We start from the raw sequence: 22,420 nt of genomic DNA on the forward strand, positions 1-22,420 counted from the left end.
GGAAGTGTCTACAGCGGGAGGGAGCGTCGGAGAGAAATTTTTAACGCAAATTTTCCGTTGTATCAAAATAAGTATTTCTAAACGCGAGAGGAACCATTGAATGTCATGGTGCGAAATTGAGGTGGCGAAAGCTGAGTTAGGTAACGACAGTAAATGGTACCTTCGTAAAAGTGGGAATAGTGTATTCATTAATACAGATAACATAATTTGCATTTATTCTATAAATCATGAAATGCACAGTTTAGAAAATTGGAATAATAAGTACTTAGAATATACTTATGTCCAAACCGGAAACGCCGACGGCTTTTACGTCATGGAGCTCTATCGAGATACAATAAGGATTTTGGGGTTACAGTGATCCCAATGAAATCAGACTTTCGAGCAAAGTCTTCCCACTCTAAAAAGTGAACAATCACAATCCACTCTCCTGCAAAGCAAAATTTACTATGCATCATAGAAAAATAAACTCACCTTCGTTGGCAAGCTGGGCTAATTTTGTTTCGAATGAAAACGCACGCAAAGATTTATAATGACCTACTATTAGTGAATGGCGAGGTCTCCTGCCATTATGGCTGTCTTCTTTAACATCCAATTTTTCGTCTTCAATTTTAATATTTTGTATATCTCCTGCATTTAGTGTCGCCGCCGGTAATTTACTAAGCCCTTCAGGAAAATCTTTGACAGCTTCCAGAATAGTTTGCCTTTCCTTTGGTACGGAAGGGCACTCGACCCAATTCACAGACAATGCCTTTTCATCAATGTTTGATCTCAATGCAAACGCCGCTGAAGTAACTATTCCCTTGTCGAAGGTGGACTTTTTACATGCCCTGACTACGGTGTCTGTTGGAGGTAAGCTATCCCCGTCAGCCATTTATCTATTTTCGCTCAACTTCAAAAAATTTTCCCCAGATAAAAATTCTTCCATAGAAGTTTTTTCGAATGCCTCCGCGCCATCTCTCAGTACCGATATCAAAATAGAATTCGTATCTACGAACCTAATCGACCACTTTTCTTTTGTTATGGACTGCTCCCAATCAGCCTGTAAATGTCCATTTACAGTTGCTGTTATAGCAAGCTCCTTGTGTGTTTTTTTATTTCGTAGAAATCGAAGAAGCAATTTGAGTGACATAATATCGATCTCTTCTGACTCATCATCATATTTTGCAAATTCAGCGATACCTTTTAATCGGTCAGCAATAGGAGAAGATATCCATCGGTCAGTTATTGCGATTAACTCTTCAAATGTTTTTGCCTCACTTAGAATTTTATCCGGATTAAGCAGTTTTAACGATAAATCTAAATCAGAGAATATTGAGCGACTAAATTGATGAATTTGCCGGTTCATTTCTAGTGTTAGCGGAACAATTTCTTGGATTTCGTCAAGCTTCAACGAAACCGTGTTCCATATTGATGCAAAGTCATTTGAAATAGTCGCCAAATAGCTTCTATGAGCAGCAAACTGCGTCAGCAGCGGAGTATCAACCAAGTCAATATTAATGCCGCCCTTTTTCAAAGAAGCTGAATCTACCGTTGTCGCTTTGTAACTCTCCGGATCCGATTTTGATTTTAAACGGCCAAGATCGGCTAGTGTTTCGTATCTGCCGTTTTCAATTCCGGACATAATAATTGTGATCGCTCTAGTCTTAATATCTTCTTCTTTCGTGCTAGATAACTCCGCCTTAAATTTTGGTGGCTCAGTCTGTGTCGACGAGCTTTCGAAGAAAGCCTGGTTGTTCATTAACTCAGTCTCCCGCCGATGACCAAATCCCTAATTTGAGAAAATGCAATATTCCTATTTTCAAGTAACTTCGCAATGTTGCCCTCTTTAGCCAAGATTGCTCCCCCGCCGCGAAAATTATGATTTATATTAAATACAATCATTCCATTTGACGCATTGTCCTGAACATCAACGACTCTGGGGGAAATCTTTACGTTTGAAACAAACTGACCGCAGTCGAAAGAAAAGGTCGCTTCACACCCAATCATCTCGTAGGGCTCACTTTTCCACTTTCCCGGAACATAAAATCTATCCGAAACCCATTTCACAGGTTCTTGCCGCTCGATCACGGCGGCCCAATTCAATCCTAAGTCTGTATAGTTTGTAAAGCTCAACTTCGTTACGTAATCTTGAGCAATTGCGCCAGCGCTTTTCTCAAACTGAGATGAATCTGAATAGTTCTCACTGACTGTTAGTTTTCTTTCTTCTACACGTATGCTAATGCCATTTTTGAATTGAACTAAAGAAAGAGGAGGCGTGGTAATTGTTTCAGAAACTTCCCACTCCATCGGGACAATGTGGTTGTTTTTAAGCATATCCGGATTTAGAATAGACGGATTATGGTTGCTGGCTAAAACCACAACGTCGCATGACACAAATTTAATGCTTGTATCTTCAATAACCATCATTTCCTCAGAATAGTGGACTTTCGTAACAATTACCTTAACACCCAAATCGTATCGCTGGGAATGTTCTAACTCTGTTCAATAACATAAGAAACATAAAAAGAAATGCTGAGTTGCATTTTCCAAACATAATTGAAATTCCTTTTTTGCTGATATAGTAGCTTTCAAGTTCATTTTTTATTAATTCTTTTAATACCTTAAACTTCGGTACCGATAAAAAAATTTGGCCCTGGCACTGCCCTTAAAGAGTTTCTAAGTTGCGTTTCGTATTCTTCAGTTAGTACAAAACTTTCTACCTCAATAGGTTTCCGAACAATCCCGCGAGAATTACTACCCCATAGGTATTCAGCGCTTCCCTCCCATTTTAGCAAATACATCGAATGCAAACTCTTGTTAAAAACCTCTACGTCTCGTTTGAGTTCTGGTGCCCAATTATCAGTCAAATGTGACGTAAAATTTATTCCCGTTTCCTCTGTCAGAACATCTTGAACGCCCAACTTCACCATAAATGCTTTCACATAACCCCGTATCTTTTCATTGATCTTCCACAATACCTCAGGACTCAATTTATCCATTCCCTTGGCAATAGCTTCCAATCGCATTTCAGCGTCATCTCCAAATGACTCAAACTTACCATCATCATTCACGAAACCACCGTCATACGGTTCCTGGATAATGGCGACAGGGCGTCCATAGGGGAGATCGTCGTTGGTTTCGGCCTGTTTATATTCTGTGATGATCTGTTGCCATTCAGGCAGCTCCTGATTTAGGGCAAACAGATTTTTTCCCTGACAGCCGCATATAGTAAACTCGCCATGCAAATCTGTGAGTGCCTCATCTTTCTCTTCATCCATTAACGTGCTCAGATCCAGCCATTCCGCGCTAACGTAAATTGCCTCCTCCTTGGAACAATCCGTCAACATAGGCCACCGTTCCAACATAGCGCTTGATGGATTATTGATTTCGAACTTCAGCTTCCCATTATCAACAAGGCCTTGGATCTCTTGAATAGCGTCCCTCGCTATCTCCATCGCCCGTTCTGGAAATGTATCGACGAAATTCCACCACGGAGCATCAACATAGTTGTTGGTCTTAACCTCAGCCTTTAATTTTTCTGGTACAAGTGCGTAGGCACGCTGGTCGAAGACTTCCTGGATAGTGAACCAACCCTCCAGGCGACGTTGTATCTGCCGCTTAACGCTTTCTTCCCTGTAGGTCTTCGCGGCGGCCTCTGTCATCACCAGTGGGCGGCTGTGAGTATCTATTCGATAGAGGTAGGCCAATGTAGCCTGTTGGAGGCTCGCAAGCGCCCTGTTGATCTCCAGACGGGCATCAAGGCACAATGTCAATATGGAATAAACCTCAACCTGCAAGCCCTGGGATAGCTCCATCCAGCCATTATATTCTTTTGCCTTAGCCGGTTGGCCGGATAGATTGCGCCGCTCTATTTCCTGAAGTTCCGCATCACCAAATGTCGGCTCTTCACCTCGCAGTTCCTGTGCCCAGCTTCCCAGCCTTAGCATCGCGACTTCCCGCCCAGTGAGGTTGCCGGAAGTGACCGCGTTCAGTTTACGCATACTTGCCATATCACCCACTTACTCCGCTATTTCCGGGATCCGACAACGGCTTCCAGCGCCTCAACTTTCCGTTGCAGCTCCGTGACGTCATAGGCGCGCAACATCGCATTGAGGATAGTCATTTCTTTCGTGGCTTGGGATTCCGATATCATCCCCGCCCGGAACTTCTGCAGGGTCCGGTTCAAATCCTGTAAAATACTCGCCCCGTTTACTTCCATACCAGTTTCTTCCAATTGCTTAACTCTTCAACTTCTTGAGTTCCTGTATTTCATTCTCCGGCAACGGGCGCGTTTCGATAAATTCTTCCTTCAAGGCCATGGCGTATTGCATATGAAGGGTAAAAAGCTTGTCCGTCGGGATATCTTCCATCTTACGATCAAACAATTCAGCATTGATCCGCTTCAGTTGCTCGCCCAAAAGGTTGATACGCCGTTCCTTGCTCATAAAGAATTCTTCATGCAGCGCATCAAGCTCTATCGCCCGTGCAGAGGCAACCTCCTCTTCAAGCTCGGCATTCCAGTTGGATAGTGCACTCTTCGAAACGCCAAGCTTATCGGCAATCTGCGAATACGATTTGCCCGTCGCTCGCATATGAACGAACAGAGATTTCTTCTCTTCCCGGCCAAGCTCTTCCACGCTGTTATTGACTGCGATTTCAGGCGTCATGACACCTTCTATACGCTCTTTGTAGAGCACGAAAAAAGTGCGCAATAGAAGAAGTTTTTCATATTAACATTATAGCATTTTTATATAATGTTAACAACTATTTGCCGGCCATTTAGTCGATATTTTTGGCTTTTTTGCGTCAATGCATCACTCGTAGAGATGCTGCTGAAATCCAATAAACGCGTCACGGGTTCTTTGGGTGCCGCCCAGCGTCTCTACGCCGTCCGTTGTTGTGCCGTATTTGGCTTTAAGGAGTAATGTGAGCTTGGCAACTTCCAGCTCACTTGTCCCCTCTTTGACATATTGAGACAAAACAAAATCCAGGAAGGCTTGCAGTTTGCCATCATACTGATCGAGAATTTTCGCTTTGCGGCTGTCTACGCGCTCCTGGCGCGTGATCGGCGCAAGAGCAAAGGCGATATAGGAAAGAACATCGTAAACGTCGCTTTTCTCCGCATTGATCATACGCTTGATTTCATCCAATTGATCCCGGCCATAGCCTCGCTCTGATAGGCTCTCCAATAGCGCCTGACGGCTATCAGGCTGCCCCCAAAGCCTCCGAAGTTCATCTTCATCTTTGAACAGCTCCGGCAACTCGCCAAACATCCGCCTGATGAATTCCGCCGCCGACATGGGTTTGCCATCCGGGCTGTAAAACATTGTCGCCGTCATATGCTGGATGGTGCGTTCCTTCCCGTCGGCCAGCTTGATCTTGATTTTCTGGCGAGGCGATGGAGGTTCACCACTACCGCCCGGTTCGTCTTTGCCGCCGCCACCCGTTCCAGGCGTCGTTGTCGTCACAACGGGCTCCTGAGGTTCGCCATCCCATTCCGGATCATTGAAATGCTCATAGGCCTTCACAAAGTCATAGATGGTGAAATAGTCCTTGCCGTCAAAGAGCCGGGTTCCTCGCCCGATGATTTGTTTGAACTCAATCATCGAATTCACCGGGCGCATAAGCACAATGTTGCGGATATTTCGCGCATCGACGCCGGTTGAAAGCTTCTGTGATGTTGTCAGGATCGTCGGGATCGTTTTTTCGTTATCCTGAAAAGTCCGTAAATGCTGCTCACCTATCGCTCCGTCATTGGCCGTCACCCGGACGCAGTAATTGGGATCTTTGCTTTGCTTCATCTGGTTAATCAAGTCCCGCACAGCCAGCGCATGGGTTTGCGTCGCACAAAACACCAATGTCTTCTGTGACTGGTCTATGGCATTCATAAAGAGCCGGACGCGGTAGGCTTCCCGCTCTTTTATTTCAATGAGGCGGTTGAACTCATCTTCCCTGTACCGGCGGCCCTCTTCTATTTCGCCCTCAAGCACATCATCATCAGAGGTATAGACATAGTCATCCATCGTGGTCGCTATTTGCTGCACCTTGAACGGTGTCAGGAAGCCATCGTTGATCCCCTCTTTCAGGCTGTAGATATAGACGGGCTCCCCAAAATACGCATAGGTATCAACGTTGTCCTTGCGCTTGGGCGTGGCGGTCAAACCAAGCTGAACGGCGGGGGAGAAATATTCCAATATGCCGCGCCAGTTCCCTTCATCATCCGCGCCGCCCCTGTGGCATTCGTCAATAATGATGAAATCGAAGAAATCAGGCGGATACTCACCAAAGTTTGGCGCGGGATTCCCATCCGCGTCCTGACCGGACATGAAGGTTTGAAAGATCGTAAAGAAAACGCTTCCGTTCTTCGGCACCCGGCCTTTCTTGCGAATCTCATCCGGCGCAATCCGCACCCGTGCATCTTCTGAAAAGGCAGAAAAGGAATTGTAGGCCTGATCAGCTAGAATGTTGCGGTCTGCCAGAAACAAGATACGCGGACGGCGCCCGCCGTCACGGGCGAGGGTCCAGCGGCTGTAATGGAGCTTCCAGGCAATTTGAAAGGCGATGGCCGTCTTGCCCGTGCCCGTGGCGAGGGTCAGGAGAATGCGCTGCTTGCCGTCCGCGATGGCCTGCAGGGTCTTCTGTATCGCAAGATCCTGATAATATCGTGGCTCCCATGCGCCGCCCCTGTCTTCGAAGGGAACTTCCGCAAAGCGGTCCCGCCATTCATTCTGTTCGGCAAAGACCATGCTCCAGAGATCATCGGGCGTCGGATAGGCCAGAACGTAGCCTTCCGCGCCTGTCTGCATGTCAATCTGGTAGATGCCAATGCCATTTGTCGAATAGGCGTAGCGCGTTTGCAGCTTTGTGGAATATTGCTTGGCCTGTCCAACGCCTTCGGTATCCGGAAGATCTCTTCTTTTCGCCTCAATAACCGCAAGCTTCATCCCGCGATAGACAAGAACATAATCGGCGATTTCCTGTTTCGCCCGCTTGCCGCCGCCGACCAGGCGACCCTGAGAGATAACCTCACGCTTGACCCGGCTTCCTTCAACCACACCCCATCCAGCCTCCCGCAAGGCGGGGTCGATAAGGTCAGCCCGAGTCTCCGCTTCGTTCATGCGGCAACCTCTTCTCTGGTAAGTTCACCGCTGAAGGCTTTTTGTAGGATGGATTGTTTAAGTTCCGCGAGAGCGCCAAGTTTCTTTTGGTAAACGGCTTCTAGAAGTTGGAATTCCGTGTTGAAGGCGTCCAAGCCGTCAATAATTCTTTGTTGCTCTTTAACGTCGTCTGGAAAGGCCACAATAACTGCCTGAATTTCTTCTAGGTGAAGGTTTGGCACACCTGTGCCCTTTATACGACTATTAAACTGCTGCATTGCAAACGGCGAATTTATGAAATGAAGTAAATACCTTGGCAATATAAACTCTAGAGGCCTCAAAACGGCCAAGCTAACATAGACATCAAAAATTACATCTTTATCTACTATTGCTGCCTTGCCATATCCCGCTCCATTTTTTCTAAGTAATATATCATTGATACGTGGCGCTAAGCGTCGCTGCATATTCACATGCTGCACTTCATCTATATATCTAATGTTATCCCAATCGATCACGCCCTCTTTCACATTTTTCGAAGACAAAAAGATAAATCCATTATCATAGTATTTAGGAGTTTGGTGTGTTCCATCAGTAATTCTATCGCAAATCTCACGAAGTCGTTTTTCAGACCATCCATCACCTTTCTGAGTGAAAACATCATTCAAATAACTCTCGAACAACTCTCGTGCGTTCACCAAGTTCCGCTTCGTGTTCGCAATCGCCGCGTTGATGCCTGCAAAGGCCTCATCCAGAATGGCAACAATCCGCTGCTGCTCTGGAACCGGCGGAATAGGGATTTCCACACTTTCCAAAGCGGTTTTTGAAAGTTCACGAAACGTCGCACCCGTTCCCAATTCGTTTAAAAGGTTTACGTTTGCTCTGAGAAAATAGAATAGGTATCTGGAATCCAACCGTTCGCTTGGAATAAGCCCGCGACAACCTTGATTGAATGACATAGGTATTTCGTTGATCGCTAAATGACCGATTGGTGCTCTAGTAGATAGAATTACAGAGTTCGCAGGAACAAGTTTTGCTGAAGAATTTGCTATTCCAACTTCTGATAATGTTCGGCTTGTTCTTCTTACCCGCTCATCTCGAAGTTTTCCCATGTCTTTGGGCGTAATCCAAGGCACCCCTCCGTTCCAATATTCCGCAACTCGACTTTTAGGGGTTCCTCCACTAACTATGTTTGCAACAGCACCAATTGATTCTATTCTCCACCCGTGTTTCACAACATACCTCTGATGTTCGAGAGGATATCCCCAGTCTCAGCATCTAGGGCAATGATCTCTGCAATGATCTCCTGCGGTTTCCTGAGCGGAGCTTCTTCTGGCGTATTTGGATTCTTCGCAGACAAGTCAAAAGTCGCCAGGTCAACGTCCTCTATCGCGCTCGACCATGACTTCTCACTTTCCCTGAAATCCGCCTGAAGCTCAACAAACTCTTTCAAGTCGTTGTCATTAAGAGAATTGGTCTTGCCCATGTTCCTGCCGGGATCGAGCTGGTAAAACCAGATATTCCGTGTTGGCGCGCCTTTCTCAAAGAACAAAACCACAGTCTTCACACCAGCGCCCTGAAACGTGCCGCCCGGACAATCCAGCACGGTATGAAGGTTGCAACTTTCCAGCAGATCCTTTCGCAAGGCGCGGGAGGCGTTATCTGAGTTGGAGAGAAAGGTGTTCTTGATGACTACGGCACCGCGCCCGCCTGCCTTCAGAGATTTGATGAAATGCTGGAGGAACAGGAACGCCGTCTCACCCGTCTTGATAGGGAAATTCTGCTGGACTTCCGGGCGTTCCTTCCCTCCGAAAGGAGGATTGGCAAGCACAACATCGAACCGGTCTTTCTCCTGAATATCCGTGATATTCTCGGACAGCGTATTCGTATGAAGGATGTTGGGCGTATCAATGCCATGCAGGATCATATTCATGATGGCGATGACATAGGCGAGGCTCTTCTTCTCCTTGCCGTAGAAGGTTTTCCGCTGAAGTATATCAAGCTGCCCCGCGCTTAAGTCTCCTTTTCGCATATAGTCAAAGGCTTCGCACAGAAACCCCGCTGAACCAACCGCACCGTCATAAATACGCTCCCCGATCTTCGGTTTCGTCACGGCAACCATGGCACGGATCAAAGGACGCGGCGTATAATATTCCCCGCCATTCCGGCCCGCGTTGCCCATGTTCTTGATCTTCTCTTCATACAGGGCGGACAGTTCATGTTTCTGGTCCTGAGTGCGGAAGTGCAGCTGATCCATCAACTCCAACGCATCCCGCAGGCTATAGCCGCTTTGAAACTTGGATTTAATCTCCCCAAAGATTTCGCCGATTTTATATTCAATTGTATCCGGACTGGAGGCGCGCTGCTTGAAACCTCTGAGGTAGGGAAACAACTCATCGTCAACATATGCAATCAGGTCATCCCCCGTTACGGCTCTGTCATGGTCGAAACTTCCATCCGCCTTTTTTGGAGCGGCCCATTGGTTCCACCGATGTTGTTCGTCAATAATGAAAATATAGGGCTTGTCGTTAAGCTCGGCTTCCAAAGCCCGCTCGCGTTCAAGATCATCCAGATATTTCAGGAACAGCATCCATGAGGTTTGCTCCGTATAGTCGAGTTCCGTCGTGCAGCCCGCCTCTTTCCATAAAACGTCATCAATGTTTTTGAAGGTTTGTTCGAACATGCTTCCCCTGATACTGCTATTGCGAGCAAAAACTAGTATTACGATACTTGAAAAAAGACACCGAAACTGAGTGTGAAATATTTTGGCCTCAACCGCAAACCTGTTTTCAAATTCACCGGCTCCATCCAACCCTTTTCCCATAGATAACACCCTGCGACGTCGCATTGATATCAAATAGAGACGCGACCTCCGGACGGATACCCTTCAAAAGATAGTTTTCAAGATTGCCGCGACTTTGCTCATAGGTCTGAAACCATGTCCTGAACTTACAGGATCGGATGGTGGCGGGCGGAGGCTTGGGTTGATTGAAAGCCCGCAGAACCAGTGTTCGAAACTCCCGCCAGTCGTTCATCAAAGGCGCGTTCCGGTGAATGAGGATATGGGCATGAATGCCGTTCCTGTCGCTGTTCTCCAACACCCAAACAACGAACCAGGGGCACTCCCGGCGCTCAAACAGCTTTCTAAGCTTCTGCAACGAATTTCGAAGGTAGTTTGAACATTCCATCGGAGGAATGCCTAATTGCTCCAGGTTGACAGTCGTGAGCGTATTGACCGGTTTCCCCAGCTTTTTACTTTCCCTCGCTGCTTTCAGAAAACGGCTGGCTTCCGGGTAATGAATGTAGTGGGATACCTTCATTTCAAAACATTTAGTCTAAATATAACTATATAAAGTAGGGGCTCGTATGAGCTCAAAGTAAGATATTGATTTTGTTCTATTTTCATGAATTCTACTCTTATGAAATGTCTCAATTCATGACGGCTCGTGGCGGAAACATCCGGCAATGAAAGGAGTGATATCCGATCAATTCAAACGGTTTTGTTTTCCTCACACCAGCGGACAATTTCTGAGACGTCATAGAGCACCCGCCTGCCCAGACGGCAATAAACCGGACCGGTTTTCTGTTGGCGATGGCGTTCTAATGTTCTAACGGAGATTCCGAGTATGCGGGCGGCTTCATAAATCGATATTAGCCGCGACAACTCCACGAATTATGGCAATACTGTATACTCAGACGTCGAGCGATGCTTTTTGCTCTCAACCCATGCGTCAAGATCTTCAACATCATAGACAACGACCCGGCCTATTTTCGCGTAAGTCGGACCGTCACCGTTTAATCTGAATTTTTCAAAAGTTGATTTGGTGGAGCCGCAATATGATGCGGCATCAAGGGTTCTTAGACGACGGGAGTACGATACTGTTTTCTGCAAATGCTGTTCCTTTGGTCGTTTACGAAAGCCTGTATGGCTTAAGGCAAACTATGGAACATCCCGCTCGTGTTGCGCTAATTATTTCTTCTGCAACACCCTATACTTCATCGGGTGAAAATCTTCGACATTGGTTAATTTTCTTATTCGTTGATATTCTTTCATCCGTTCATCTGAACCACCGGGAAACTCAGGGTAAAATCTTTGACGGGGTTCGTTTTTCCACCTTAAAATCGTTGTCGGATTTACCCCAAGCTTGCGCGAAGCTTCTCTTATTCCGACATCTCCTGAAAGTCTGGAAAACGCTTCTCTTTCTTTATCTTTTCCTCTTTTCGAATTGAGGTGCTTACAGCCCATTAAAAGATAGATTGCATGACATAGCTCAAGTGGAGGCGTAATTCGATATTGGAAGCAATCTTCTAGAACATTGAAGGTCCAAGCTTTCATGATCGACATTGGGGCCACTAACCCATGGCGTTCGATTGAATGCCCGCCGTCTTTCTTCACCTGCTCATATCGGCTAATTTCGCTTAAAAGGAACTCTCCATATAGCCTCGCTCCTTTGTATGCCTCTCTCTTAGATTTGGCCGTTCCGGTTGTGAAATCCCATAAAAAGAAGAAAATTTCATCGTAGATATCGAAGTAAGGATTGTTCTTCTCCATTGTAAACCTGTCATTTGTTTTTGACTAAATCGATTACTTCCGCTCTGCTAGAGTCGCGCTCATTCATCGCATCCGCAAGCCGCCCGGCCGTTCGATCCGCCGCAGCTTTGATTGGATCATTCGCAATATGAGCATACCTGCTAGTGGTTTTAGGGTCCGAGTGCCCTAGCAGTTTTCCCAGCACCTGTAACCCTATACCGCTTCCCGCTCCTGCGCTTGCAAAAGTATGCCGTAAATCATGAAGCCGGACATCATGCAACCCGGCGCGTTCCCGGATTCTAATCCAGACTTTTGGTAAGCCAACGTAATGCCCTTCCCCTCGCAGTGCCGGAAAAACATAGGGCGATTTTTCGTCTCGCGACAGTCCCGCCAATAACTGCAATGCGGGGGCTCCAAGCATAATAGTTTTTTGCCCTGTCTTGGAGTCATCAAGACGCAAGCACCCGAATTCAAAATCAACTTCATGCCATTTCAACGATAGAATTTCTGTCTTGCGGCAGCCCGTCAGGATCAGCATCCGAATGGCCGCAATCGCCATTTCATTTTCGCCTCCCTTAGCCAATGTACTTATCCGGTCGCGAAGTGCCGCTCTTTCTGTTTCCAGTTTAGTGCTGCTTAAAGTACGCTCCAAATTGACGCGTTCCTTTTCCGCTTCGCCAGCAGTCCGAAGAACTTCACCAAGTCGCGCCAATTCATGCGAATTGAGAAAGCGTTCATTTTTTCGATCAGGAAATCTTTTCACACCGCGCGCCGGATTATCACTCCGAACTCCCTCCGCAACCGCAAAGGAGAGGATACCGCCTAGCAAGCCAACTGTTCGTGTCGCCGTTCCTTTCCCACCAACCACGCGAGCGCGCCCGTGAGGTCCTGTCCGTTCATCGGCAGCCGTTTTCCCTTTGGCAATATCCGCCATGAAACGCTTTATGTCATTTACGGTAAGATCCTTGACCCGTTGCCTCCCCAACAATGGCTTGATATGGCGTTCTATCCGCCCCTTATCTGTCGCAATCGTTGATGGTTTTTTGGTCGCACAGCCTTCTTCAAGATATCGCTCGCAAAGCTCGGATACCGTCATCGCCGCTTTGTCCGCCATCTTCACTTGCTGTGGATCTTGCCCGTCGGCTATTTCTCCCAACACACGTTTTGCCTCTTCGCGTGCTTTCTCCGGTGTCCAGGGAGATCCATGCTTTCCGATCGTCAGCCGCCGCGTTGGTACACCGCGCCCGCTCATACGATATTGCACGATGTAGATACGATTTCCCGAACGGGTGACTTTAAGACCAAACCCCTTCAGCTCCGTATCCCACATAAACCAGTCGCGCTCTTTCGGGCGCGCCGCATCGACATTCCGCTTGATGATTTTTGCCTGCATTTCCAATCTCTCGAAATTTGCCGTCCAGCAATCATATAGCAATCACCAGCAATCACAATACAGGAAACGAACGGAAAGGTGCGGAAAGTAATTCATTGAAATATAATCGTTACGGGGATATTAGAATATTTAGAGAAACATATACCACCGCCCTCCGAAGGCAGAGGTCACACGTTCGAATCGTGTCGGGTGCGCCAATTTACTTTAATAGTGAATCGTCAGTGTTATCCGATGTTAATTCCGTGCCGAACATGTAGCACCAGCTGGACGTTGTAATACAAGAGTAAAAGAGGCCCCTCTTTATCCGCATAAGGCAGTATAGAGGAACCTCTATTATTGACGATGTGTTTTCACCGTCTGAGAATATCTATGCGAGACTAGTTACCAGCATCTTTTATCAGGCTGCAATCAACGCCAGCGCTCGGGTCGATAGTTTCGCTCATAAGGCCAAAATTGATCCACCATTTATTGGTCAGTTTCCAGTGATCGATCATTTGTCCATTTGTTTGGCCAAACGGTGGATTACCCGGAACAACCCCACAGAATTGGGAAGCTTCAGTCAGATTATACATATACATGGTGCCGTCCTCAGGATTGTTTACACCACCGAGGATGCCTTGTACGTCTTCGACCGAAAAACCAGTTGCTTCTGCGATGATTTGGTTGGCTTCGACTGGGTTCTCCCGCCAATACTCAACGCCAGCAAATAATGCCTGCATGGTTTTAACGGCAATATCACGTTTTTTAGCAACGAACTCATCGGAAACATAAATGGCATCAGCTATAAGTCCAAGTTTTAGCCATTCTGGTTCCTTGGAATTACTGAGCTCCTTAGAACCCTTTAGTTCTTTCAAGACCTGCCCGCCAAACGGATCCCAAAGCTCAGCCGCTGCAACTTGGCCACTGATCATGGCGGCAGCCGCGTCCCCAGCGATGAGATTGACCATGTTTACCTCATCCCATTTAACGCCGTTCTGCTCCAACCATATCGCCATATAGATTTGAGAAAGACCCCCCTCCAGAACTGCTATTTGCTTCCCTTTCAGGTCGGATGGGCTTTTGATATCCGGATGGACTATGATGTGGTCGGATCCATATCCCAAATTAGTAAGACCTGCGACCTTGATCGGCAGTTTTTCTGCGGCTGCAATCGGGCCAAACTCAATTGTACTCAATACTGTATCGAGTTTGCCTGTCGATAGAAGTGCAAATAGCTGGACGGGATCTTCAAGAACGGTAAATTCAAAATTAATATCCGGTGCCAAATTCTTTTCTTGAGCAACATAGAAAAATCCGTAGCCGGGCCAACTCCAATGTCCAATTTTAACAGTTTCTGCGCTTTCCGCACTTGGCGTAGTTACGAAAATTGCCGAAACCATTAGGGCCAAAGAGACGGTCAGTAACTTAATTTTCCGCATCATATATTTCCTATTCGTTGTACGTAGTTAAATTTCGACAGTTGAATCCGTCATTCGTTAGCTAGTTTGTCCTTTTATTTCTTCCCGCATCATCGAATAGAGTTGTTTCTCCATGTCTAAATAACCAGGTTCCGCAAGCAGGTCTTCTTTCTTGAGGAAACGTCGCCCATTTTTGAAATCCATTTGTAAATCAGCTTTGATTCGCCCGGGCTGGCGTGTGAAAAATATAATCCGATCGGCGAGGTAGATCGCCTCTTGAATATCGTGTGTGACGAGAATAATGGTTTTTGCTTCTCTCTCGATGATCTCAACAACCATCTCTTCCATTTCCCACGTCACCTGTGCGTCCAACGCTCCAAATGGTTCATCAAGTAACAGGACTTCTGGATTCTGAGCCAACGCCCGGGCAATTGCGACACGCTGCTTCATGCCGCCTGAAAGCTCTATAGGGTAGGATCGGGCAAACTCCTCCAAGTGAACCAAGCGAAGAAAATGCTCTGCACGCTCTTGTTGTTCCTTTTTAGGCACACCCTGAATCTTCATTCCACGCGCAACATTCTCAGCGACAGTAAGCCACGGAAATGAGGTATATGCCTGAAACACCATACCGCGCTCCGGCCCTGGACCCCGTATCGACTTGCCATGCATTTTGACGTCACCATATGTCGGATACTCAAGTCCGGCAATCAACCGCAACAAGGTTGTTTTACCGCAGCCTGATGGACCGATTAGCGCCGTTACCTGATTGGCGTTTATGTCAACGGAAACAGCATCAAGTGCTGTCCGGCGCCCACCCAGATATTCTTTGGTAACGCGATCGACACATATTGGGGCTTCAAGTTGATTATATGATTGGCCGGCAATTGAATTGTTATCAAATGCTGCAGGATGCCTTGGTTCCACAAGTTTCATACTGAAGTCTCCTTACCGGCGCATAAATGTGTATGGGAATAAGATGCGGCTTGCCTGTCGGAAAATAATATCCGTCATTACACCCAGAATTCCGATTACCAGAATTCCGGCCATAATTGTTTCTACGTGGAAAAACCGTGACGCGCGCATCATTACAGCGCCAATACCATCGGTTGCAGCGACAATCTCTGCAATGACGAGATATGTCCATGATACAGCAATCATGTTCCGCATGGAGTCCAAGATTCTGGGAGCCGCCGCAGGAAAAATGACTCTACAGATAATATGACCGCGTGACGCACCCATAGTTTGTGCAGACTCGATAAGTTCTTTTGGTACTGAGAGGACGTCATCTAGAATCAGGGCAATCAGAAAGAAAACGCACCCTAGAAAAAGCAGAGTCAATTTAGCTAGATCTGTCGGGCCAAAGTAAACCAGCAATAGCGGGACAAACGAAGCGGCCGGCAGATAACGCCAGCCTCCAACTGTCGGATTGATTAAAGCCTTAACCTTGACGAACGCACCCATAAACAATCCAAGCGGAACAGCGACTAAACACGCAACAGCAAAACTCAGGTAAACTCGGTACAGGCTCTTGCCGACATCAGGCACAAAATTCTTCTCAACAATTAAATGAAATATTTCACTAATAACCTGACCGGGCCCTGGCACAAATTTTTGATGCGCTTCTGGTGTGAAAAAATGAACTAACTCCCAAGCGCCTAGCCAACCTACCACACCAAGAACAGCAAGAACTGCTGCCTGTGAGTTTGAAACACTTCCAAGTATTTCGAAAAAATGTTGTCTCGGAGGTATGAAGCGCGGCGCGCCGCGGCCCGGCTCCGCTTCCCTTGAGAAATCTTCACTAACTGACATGCACGCGCTCCTATAAAGCTTGAATTTCCACATAGATCAAAGCGGCTGGTCACATTGCCATCCCGAGGCCCAGTCGCCCGGAAAACCGGCAATAAGAAATGCTTATAAACAGATTATATAAAAAACGAATTACGTCAATATAAATTTATTTTGCAACGTTATTCGTTTTTATGTTGCAATATAAAAACGATTAACGTTATCATTTTAAGGAATCGAGGCAGTATTCGTTTTTATCTGCTTGCCTTTCGAGTCTGGGTGATACGCAAAAGTTGTTTTGCCAACAAAACTTATTTCTCGTGGGTTGGAATTGCGCCAACGCGGTGATGCTTCGAAAGTATTTTCGGACGTGAAGCACTTGAATAATTAGGAGTTTAAGCAAATGGCTATGTTGAAAATGGAAGATTGGTACGATCTAGCGCGCGAGACCAGTTGGACGCCGAGCTATGTTCGCGTAGATGAAATGTTCCCCAAACCCATGTCCAATGATTTCGACATCCCAATTTCAGAATGGGAGAAATTCGACGAGCCCTATAAAATTAGCTACCGAGAATATGTGCGCATGCAGCGGGATAAAGATGTCTCTGCATACTCTGTAAAGGCTGCTTTGGCGCGATCGAAATTTTTCGAGAATGCATCTCCTCACTGGAAGGCATTGTTGGCACTGCATTTTAGCACTGTCGGTTGGTCAGAGTTTCACTCTGCATCCTGCTTCGCACGACAATCCCGATTTGGCCGAAGCCCGGGCATGCGGAACATGGCAACCTTTGGAACGCTGGACGAGATTCGCCATGGACAGATCCAGATTTTCTTTGGCTATGAATTTCTTAAACATGATGCCGTTTTTGACTGGTGCCACAAATCATCGAAAACCGAGAATTGGATTCCAATCAGCCTTCGCCACGCCCTAGATGACATCTGTCATACCCGTGACGCAACCACTGCGGCGATCATGCTAACCGTAGGGTTTGAGCAGTCTTTTACAAACCTTCAGTTTGTGGCGTTGTCGGCAGATGCTGCCAAGTGCGGCGATCACACATTTGCCACGATGCTGACTAGCGTCCAGACGGACGAGGCCCGCCATGCCCAGATTGGCGAGCCTCTTGTTCGGATTATGTGCGCGAACGGGAAAAAAGAAGAAGCACAGAAATTGGTTGATATCGCCTTCTGGCGGATGTGGAAGCAGTTCTCTGTTCTGAGTGGCGTTGGTATGGATTACTACACACCGATTGAGCATCGCGAACACTCATTAAAGGAGTTTATGGAAGAATGGGTGATCGGACAATTCGGTCGTTCCGTCGTCGCACTGGGGCTGGATCTTCCATGGTATTGGGACGAACTCCACAAAGACATTGAGTCATTTCATCATGCACAGCAAATCGGTCTTTATGTTTATCGTGCATTGCAATGGTGGCGGCCAATTGCAGGTGTCTCTCCAGATGAACGTGAGTGGTTGGAGAAAAAATACCCTGGCTGGAATGAAAGCTACGGGAAGTGCTGGGACGTTGTCACCGAGAACATACGCAACGGTGATCTGGAGAAAACGGTCCCTCCCGTTCCGCCGCTAGTTTGCAACATGTGCGGGCTAGAGGTTGCCGGAGGTGTGGGAGATCACTGGCATCCCGTCAACTACAATCTGGAACTAGACGGTCGTCGTTATCATTTCTGCTCTTCTGTCTGCAAATGGATATTTGAGGAAGAGCCAGAGCGCTACAAAGGCCACACAAGCATCATTGATCGAGTTCTTGACGGTACTGTTCCGCCAGGACCTGACGGATTGTTTGAGTATATGGGCCAAAGCGAGGCCGAGCGCGGTGTCGATGGTTACGATTATGAATGGATCGACGGATACAACGTAATACGCGAAGCCGCCGAATAGTTAATCCCCCAACGATATCAAGTGTTCAAGGAGTAATCTCAAATGGACAATTTTCCACTCGCATGCTGTGTCCAGGGTGACTACGGATACAAAATCATCATGGTCAGCGAAACAGATACCATTGCCGAGGTTGTAAAAAAGGCATTGGCCGGTGTCGTCGGTTATCTAGTCGCCCCATTTCCTGAAAATACCATATTCCATGCGCGGATCCATGGTTCGGATGACTTGTTGCCGAATGATGTAACAGTGAAGGATGCGAACCTTCTCAAGATGGAAGCAATCGATATTTCCATGGGAGCATGAACGGTGAGCGAAACAACCGAATTCACGAAAATATGCGCGCTTGACGACGTCTGGGAAGGAGAAATGGACGTCTTTGAGGTTGATGGACAGGAGGTACTGATTGTTCATGTCGAGGGTGGTGAAATCAGAGCTTACGACCCGGTCTGCCCCCACCAGGATCACCCGCTGATTGAGGGTGAATTTGAGAACTGCATTCTAACCTGTTCGGCCCATTTGTGGCAGTTCAATGCCATATCCGGCAAAGGGGTTAATCCCGAAGGTGTCTCTCTCAATGCCTATCCGGCAAAAGTAGAAAATGACCATGTGTACGCCGTATTGCCCGCAAACAACTAAAACAGCGGGCACCTAATTAAGGAGCTATGTGATGGCGAATGTAAATGAAGACCGATATGTCGGGCCTGTCATGCGTAAAGGCGAAATTGGTGATGCTGTTATTGAAGCAATCCAGGAAGACAACAAAGGACGCGACATCATCATTGAAGAGCATGAATCCTACTTTCGGATAAAAGTTGAAGGTGAATGTCTGCTTCGTTTTGAAACTGTTGGCGACATGCTCGGAAGCGACGTTGCTTCCAGTGACATCGAATCTGCCATGCCGGCATTCGAGGGCTTTATCCGCGTTAGCACCGATCAGATCCGCTTCTTATCAAAATAACTATTTGTTGGCGCAGTTTAGTTTCAGATCGCCCCCATCAAGGAGATGACACATGCCTGTTGAACTAAGAAAAATGAAAACCTGGAGCAAATTGGCAGCAAGGAAACGCCGCCCCAGTGAATACGAGATCGTAACGACCAACTTGCAAACTCGAAATCGCCACGCCAACCAGGCCTATGAATTGTCACCAGCGCCTGATCTGGCAATGAATGAATGGTACGAAAAGAACGTTTTCAATAGCGCCTTGCAGCATGAAGACTGGGAAGAATTTCGCGACCCCGATGAGTTGATCTATCGGGTTTATACTCGCAAGCAGGACTCACAGGAAGAGTATGTTGATGGTCTTGTAAATGAGCACAACGAAATTGGACATGACCAAGACTTAGAACCAAGATGGCTGGACGTTTTAGAGCGTCTCTACACCCCCAGACGCTATCTTCAGTCCGCACTGCAAATGAATGCTGCATATCTCGTGCAGATTGCACCAGCCAGCACACTTACTGCTGCTGCCGGCTTTCAGGAAGGTGATGAATTCCGCTGGATGTCGCGGATCGCTTACCGCACTCGTGAGCTGCAGATTGCCCATCCTGATCGCGGTTTTGGAAAAAAGGAACGTGACTATTGGGAAAATGATCCCGCGTGGCAAGGTATCCGGGAACTCATGGAGAAGGTGTTGATCACCTACGACTGGGGGGAAAATTTTGTTGCCTCCAATCTGGTGGCAAAAGTAGCCGTGGATGAAACACTTAGACAACTTGGTGCTACGGCAAGACACAATGGTGATCAACTATTAAGTCACCTGGCTGACAACCAACTCCTCGACAGTGATCGATCTCGTCGATGGAGCGCGGCGACGGTCGCCTTCTCTCTCAGTCACCCTGGAAACAACAAAGTAATAGCGGGTTGGATCGACAAATGGATGCCGCTCGCCCGCAAGGCGATTGAAACCTATTGTTCCGCTCTGCCAGAGAGTGATGGTGCGGCCGACAATGCGATCGCCAATGTCGAGGCGTTCCACCGAAGCCTCGGTTTGGGTGATTGAGTCATTGGATCAGACAATTTGACTGTTAGCCGCAGGAGGAACCGGAATTGCAGGAACTGAAAGCCGTTACCAAGGGAGATACATTTCGGGTATCAATTGCAAACAGCGATTTGTCATTTGAGACGAATAGCAAGGATACAATTCTCGGAAGTTTGTTGCGCTCTGGTATCGGTGCTCCTTATGAGTGCAATTCCGGCGGCTGCGGGAGCTGCAAGTTTAAACTTATCGAAGGATCGATAAGGGAAGACTATGAAACTTGTCCAGGACTGCGACCTTCTGACCGTCGCAAAAATAAACATCTGGCATGTACTTGCCGGGCCGAGAGTGACTGTGTCATCGAACTCCAGCTTGACAGCTCCTATGCACCAAAAATTCGTCCCTCAATAAAAGCACTAAAATTCATATCTCGTACGCCCTTGACGCACGACCTGTGGACATTCCGGTTTCAATCAGAAGAGCCAGCGAACTTCCTGTCTGGACAGTATAGCAGGATGCATATTCCGGGTGTTTCAGGTGCGCGCAGCTATTCCATGTCAAATACGCCAAACGACGCGGGCATTTGGGAGTTCCAAATCAAGCGAGTTCCAAGTGGCAAAGCAACCGCCGTTTTGTTTGAGAGCAATCTAGCTGAGTTATCCATCACAATTGACGCGCCTTATAGCGTCGCCCACCTGGACGCCAACTCACCACGATCGATCATTTGCATCGCCGGCGGTTCTGGGCTCGCCCCAATGGTTTCAATCTTGCGCGGTGTTGCCGAGTTGCAGGACCGAGCAGATCAACCGATTTTATATTATGGGGCTCGCTCACAGAGAGATGTCGTTGATCCAGATTACTTTTTGAGCGTTCCGGGGTTCGACCCTGGAACACAATATATTCCGATAGTCTCTGAACCTTCCGCAGACTGTGTAGGACCATCTGGCTTCGTTCACGAATACTTGGCGCAGGCTCTACCAGACGATTGCAGTCAAATGGATTTCTATATCGCCGGTCCGCCGCCCATGGTTGAAGCGGTTCGACGTCATCTAATTCTCGACCGCAAAATTCCTGTGGATCAGCTCCATTACGACCGATTCTTTTAATAATTAAGAGGACATACAGACTTATGAGTAAAGAGATTGTGTACCCAAAGGAAAATGCGTGGAGCTGGCGAAATAGTTCGCCGTTCGCACGATCAGTGATCGTCGGCGACCAAGTTTTTATCAGTGGCCAGCAATCGCTGGACGCAAATGGTAATGTGCTCGATCCAGGTGATATCGCCGCCCAGACACGTAACGTCTTTGAAAACATGAAAGCCAGCCTGGCGCAAGTCGGGCTTGAAATGAGCGACCTTGTTCGTCTGAACACCTATTACGTATTCGATGGACCTGACGAAGAGGCGACAGCTTATTGGGAAAGCATGACCCAAGTAAGGCTCCAATATTTTCCAGATCCTGGTCCCGCGGCAACAGCAGTAAGGGTCAAGGGGATGCCTTACAAGGGCCAGCTAATTCAGATCGAGGGTGTCGCTTTGCGCGGTGAGTCTCGGAAAAATCGTGAGCGTATCATGCCTGATGATAGCTGGGACTGGAGCATTGCCGTCCCCCTTTCGCAAGGTTGGAAAATTGGTGAACGTATCTTCGTCGGTGGTCAGATTTCTGCCGACAAGGCGGCCAACCCTGTGCATGTTGGTGACCTGGAGGCGCAAACCCGCGAAATATACAAATTTATCGGCAATGTGCTGGAAGATGCCGGTGCGTCATTCGAGGATCTGGTTCGTATCAAGGTCTGTTTTAAACACGATAGCGTTGAGCCCTCTGGAAAAACGTTCGCGGATAAAATCATGGATATATCGGCCGAGTTTATCGATCAGCCGGGACCCGTTCTCAGTGCATTTTCCGTCGACTTGCTTTATCCGGGGCTGGATTTGGAAATAGATGCAATGGCCATCATAGATCCCAATCGGAAAACTCTGTCTGATGGTCAATTAGGTGGGCGCTATCAACCCGCCAAGTTTGAAGATGGAGTAAGTGCTGCCGGAGAAATATATGTAGGTGGCCAGGTGGCGCTCGATGAAGACAATTCAGTCTTGTGTCCTGATGATATATCCGGGCAGGCGCGAATTGTATTTGAGCGCTTGCAGAAAGTGCTCGCCCAAGATGGCGCAACTCTGGATGACATCGTGAAACTCAATCTATTCATCGTCGGAGAGGGTCCGGATGCAGAAGACGCTTTCCATACACTGTTGGCGGTCTGGTCTGAAATGGCACCAAACGCCCATCCCGCACTGACACCTGTCAGGGTGCACGAACTCGCGCGTCCGGGTTTGCTGGTGCAGGCAGATTGTATTGCCTTGAAATGA

At 47.5% G+C, this 22,420-nt stretch carries 24 protein-coding genes; 7 read left to right on the top strand and 17 right to left on the bottom strand.

Features of this window, described 5'->3' with window-relative positions; all coding sequences use genetic code 11:
• Nucleotides 1-451 precede the first annotated feature (451 nt).
• From GQE98_RS03125 to GQE98_RS03205, 17 genes are all read right to left on the bottom strand, one after another.
• Nucleotides 452-871 carry a hypothetical protein gene (locus tag GQE98_RS03125; RefSeq protein ID WP_161314073.1) on the bottom strand — a complete coding sequence of 140 codons (420 nt, stop codon included), beginning with the start codon at nt 869-871 and terminating at the stop codon, nt 452-454.
• On the bottom strand, nt 872-1,738 hold the full coding sequence (locus GQE98_RS03130; RefSeq protein WP_161314074.1) for a hypothetical protein: 867 nt from the start codon (nt 1,736-1,738) through the stop codon (nt 872-874).
• A complete protein-coding gene (locus GQE98_RS03135; RefSeq protein ID WP_246157145.1) occupies nt 1,738-2,406 on the bottom strand; it encodes a hypothetical protein in 669 nt (222 codons plus the stop codon). The genes GQE98_RS03130 and GQE98_RS03135 overlap by 1 nt, the downstream gene beginning before the upstream one ends.
• Before the next feature lie 194 nt (nt 2,407-2,600).
• A complete protein-coding gene (locus tag GQE98_RS03140) occupies nt 2,601-3,998 on the bottom strand; it encodes a hypothetical protein (RefSeq protein ID WP_202526054.1) in 1,398 nt (465 codons plus the stop codon).
• Nucleotides 3,999-4,006: 8 nt separating this feature from the next.
• Nucleotides 4,007-4,213 (bottom strand): hypothetical protein, encoded by a 207-nt coding sequence (locus tag GQE98_RS03145; protein WP_161314077.1) that lies wholly within the window; start codon nt 4,211-4,213, stop codon nt 4,007-4,009.
• 4 nt (nt 4,214-4,217) lie between these two features.
• Nucleotides 4,218-4,646 carry a helix-turn-helix domain-containing protein gene (locus tag GQE98_RS03150; protein WP_161314078.1) on the bottom strand — a complete coding sequence of 143 codons (429 nt, stop codon included), beginning with the start codon at nt 4,644-4,646 and terminating at the stop codon, nt 4,218-4,220.
• Nucleotides 4,647-4,793: 147 nt separating this feature from the next.
• Entirely contained in the window at nt 4,794-7,097 is a 2,304-nt protein-coding gene (hsdR, locus tag GQE98_RS03155) for an EcoAI/FtnUII family type I restriction enzme subunit R (protein WP_161314079.1), read from the bottom strand.
• Complete coding sequence (locus GQE98_RS18365; protein ID WP_161314080.1) at nt 7,094-8,308, bottom strand: restriction endonuclease subunit S; 1,215 nt, start codon at nt 8,306-8,308, stop codon at nt 7,094-7,096. The genes hsdR and GQE98_RS18365 overlap by 4 nt, the downstream gene beginning before the upstream one ends.
• Complete coding sequence (locus GQE98_RS03165) at nt 8,305-9,756, bottom strand: class I SAM-dependent DNA methyltransferase (RefSeq protein WP_161314081.1); 1,452 nt, start codon at nt 9,754-9,756, stop codon at nt 8,305-8,307. The genes GQE98_RS18365 and GQE98_RS03165 overlap by 4 nt, the downstream gene beginning before the upstream one ends.
• Nucleotides 9,757-9,868: 112 nt before the next feature.
• Entirely contained in the window at nt 9,869-10,393 is a 525-nt protein-coding gene (locus GQE98_RS03170; RefSeq protein WP_161314082.1) for a hypothetical protein, read from the bottom strand.
• 170 nt (nt 10,394-10,563) lie between these two features.
• Nucleotides 10,564-10,743 carry a helix-turn-helix domain-containing protein gene (locus GQE98_RS18370; protein WP_161314083.1) on the bottom strand — a complete coding sequence of 60 codons (180 nt, stop codon included), beginning with the start codon at nt 10,741-10,743 and terminating at the stop codon, nt 10,564-10,566.
• A 3-nt stretch (nt 10,744-10,746) separates the two neighbouring features.
• Nucleotides 10,747-10,965 (bottom strand): helix-turn-helix transcriptional regulator, encoded by a 219-nt coding sequence (locus tag GQE98_RS03180; RefSeq protein WP_161314084.1) that lies wholly within the window; start codon nt 10,963-10,965, stop codon nt 10,747-10,749.
• Between the two features lie 78 nt (nt 10,966-11,043).
• Nucleotides 11,044-11,625: a hypothetical protein gene (locus GQE98_RS03185; protein ID WP_161314085.1), complete on the bottom strand. Its 582-nt coding sequence runs from the start codon at nt 11,623-11,625 to the stop codon at nt 11,044-11,046.
• A 10-nt stretch (nt 11,626-11,635) separates the two neighbouring features.
• Entirely contained in the window at nt 11,636-12,997 is a 1,362-nt protein-coding gene (locus GQE98_RS03190) for a site-specific integrase (RefSeq protein WP_161314086.1), read from the bottom strand.
• Between the two features lie 377 nt (nt 12,998-13,374).
• A complete protein-coding gene (locus GQE98_RS03195) occupies nt 13,375-14,418 on the bottom strand; it encodes an ABC transporter substrate-binding protein (protein WP_161314087.1) in 1,044 nt (347 codons plus the stop codon).
• 54 nt (nt 14,419-14,472) lie between these two features.
• Entirely contained in the window at nt 14,473-15,327 is an 855-nt protein-coding gene (locus GQE98_RS03200; RefSeq protein ID WP_161314088.1) for an ABC transporter ATP-binding protein, read from the bottom strand.
• A gap of 12 nt (nt 15,328-15,339) precedes the next feature.
• Nucleotides 15,340-16,203, bottom strand: a complete 864-nt coding sequence (locus tag GQE98_RS03205; RefSeq protein WP_161314089.1) for an ABC transporter permease — start codon at nt 16,201-16,203, stop codon at nt 15,340-15,342.
• A 379-nt stretch (nt 16,204-16,582) separates the two neighbouring features.
• On the opposite strand from GQE98_RS03205, the gene GQE98_RS03210 reads away from it, so the two are divergent.
• From GQE98_RS03210 to GQE98_RS03240, 7 genes are read left to right on the top strand one after another with little or no spacing between them, the layout of a single operon-like run.
• A complete protein-coding gene (locus GQE98_RS03210) occupies nt 16,583-18,079 on the top strand; it encodes a YHS domain-containing protein (RefSeq protein ID WP_161314090.1) in 1,497 nt (498 codons plus the stop codon).
• 42 nt (nt 18,080-18,121) lie between these two features.
• Nucleotides 18,122-18,382 carry a toluene-4-monooxygenase system B family protein gene (locus GQE98_RS03215; protein WP_161314091.1) on the top strand — a complete coding sequence of 87 codons (261 nt, stop codon included), beginning with the start codon at nt 18,122-18,124 and terminating at the stop codon, nt 18,380-18,382.
• Between the two features lie 3 nt (nt 18,383-18,385).
• A complete protein-coding gene (locus GQE98_RS03220; protein WP_202526056.1) occupies nt 18,386-18,715 on the top strand; it encodes a Rieske 2Fe-2S domain-containing protein in 330 nt (109 codons plus the stop codon).
• Between the two features lie 31 nt (nt 18,716-18,746).
• On the top strand, nt 18,747-19,037 hold the full coding sequence (locus GQE98_RS03225) for an MmoB/DmpM family protein (protein ID WP_161314092.1): 291 nt from the start codon (nt 18,747-18,749) through the stop codon (nt 19,035-19,037).
• A gap of 52 nt (nt 19,038-19,089) precedes the next feature.
• Nucleotides 19,090-20,079, top strand: coding sequence for a ferritin family protein (locus tag GQE98_RS03230; protein WP_161314093.1), 990 nt, complete (start codon nt 19,090-19,092; stop codon nt 20,077-20,079).
• 47 nt (nt 20,080-20,126) lie between these two features.
• Nucleotides 20,127-21,161 carry a 2Fe-2S iron-sulfur cluster-binding protein gene (locus GQE98_RS03235; protein WP_161314094.1) on the top strand — a complete coding sequence of 345 codons (1,035 nt, stop codon included), beginning with the start codon at nt 20,127-20,129 and terminating at the stop codon, nt 21,159-21,161.
• A gap of 23 nt (nt 21,162-21,184) precedes the next feature.
• Nucleotides 21,185-22,420, top strand: a complete 1,236-nt coding sequence (locus GQE98_RS03240; protein ID WP_161314095.1) for a Rid family hydrolase — start codon at nt 21,185-21,187, stop codon at nt 22,418-22,420.

It is taken from the genome of Sneathiella litorea, from assembly GCF_009882915.1.
Classification (GTDB): domain Bacteria; phylum Pseudomonadota; class Alphaproteobacteria; order Sneathiellales; family Sneathiellaceae; genus Sneathiella; species Sneathiella litorea.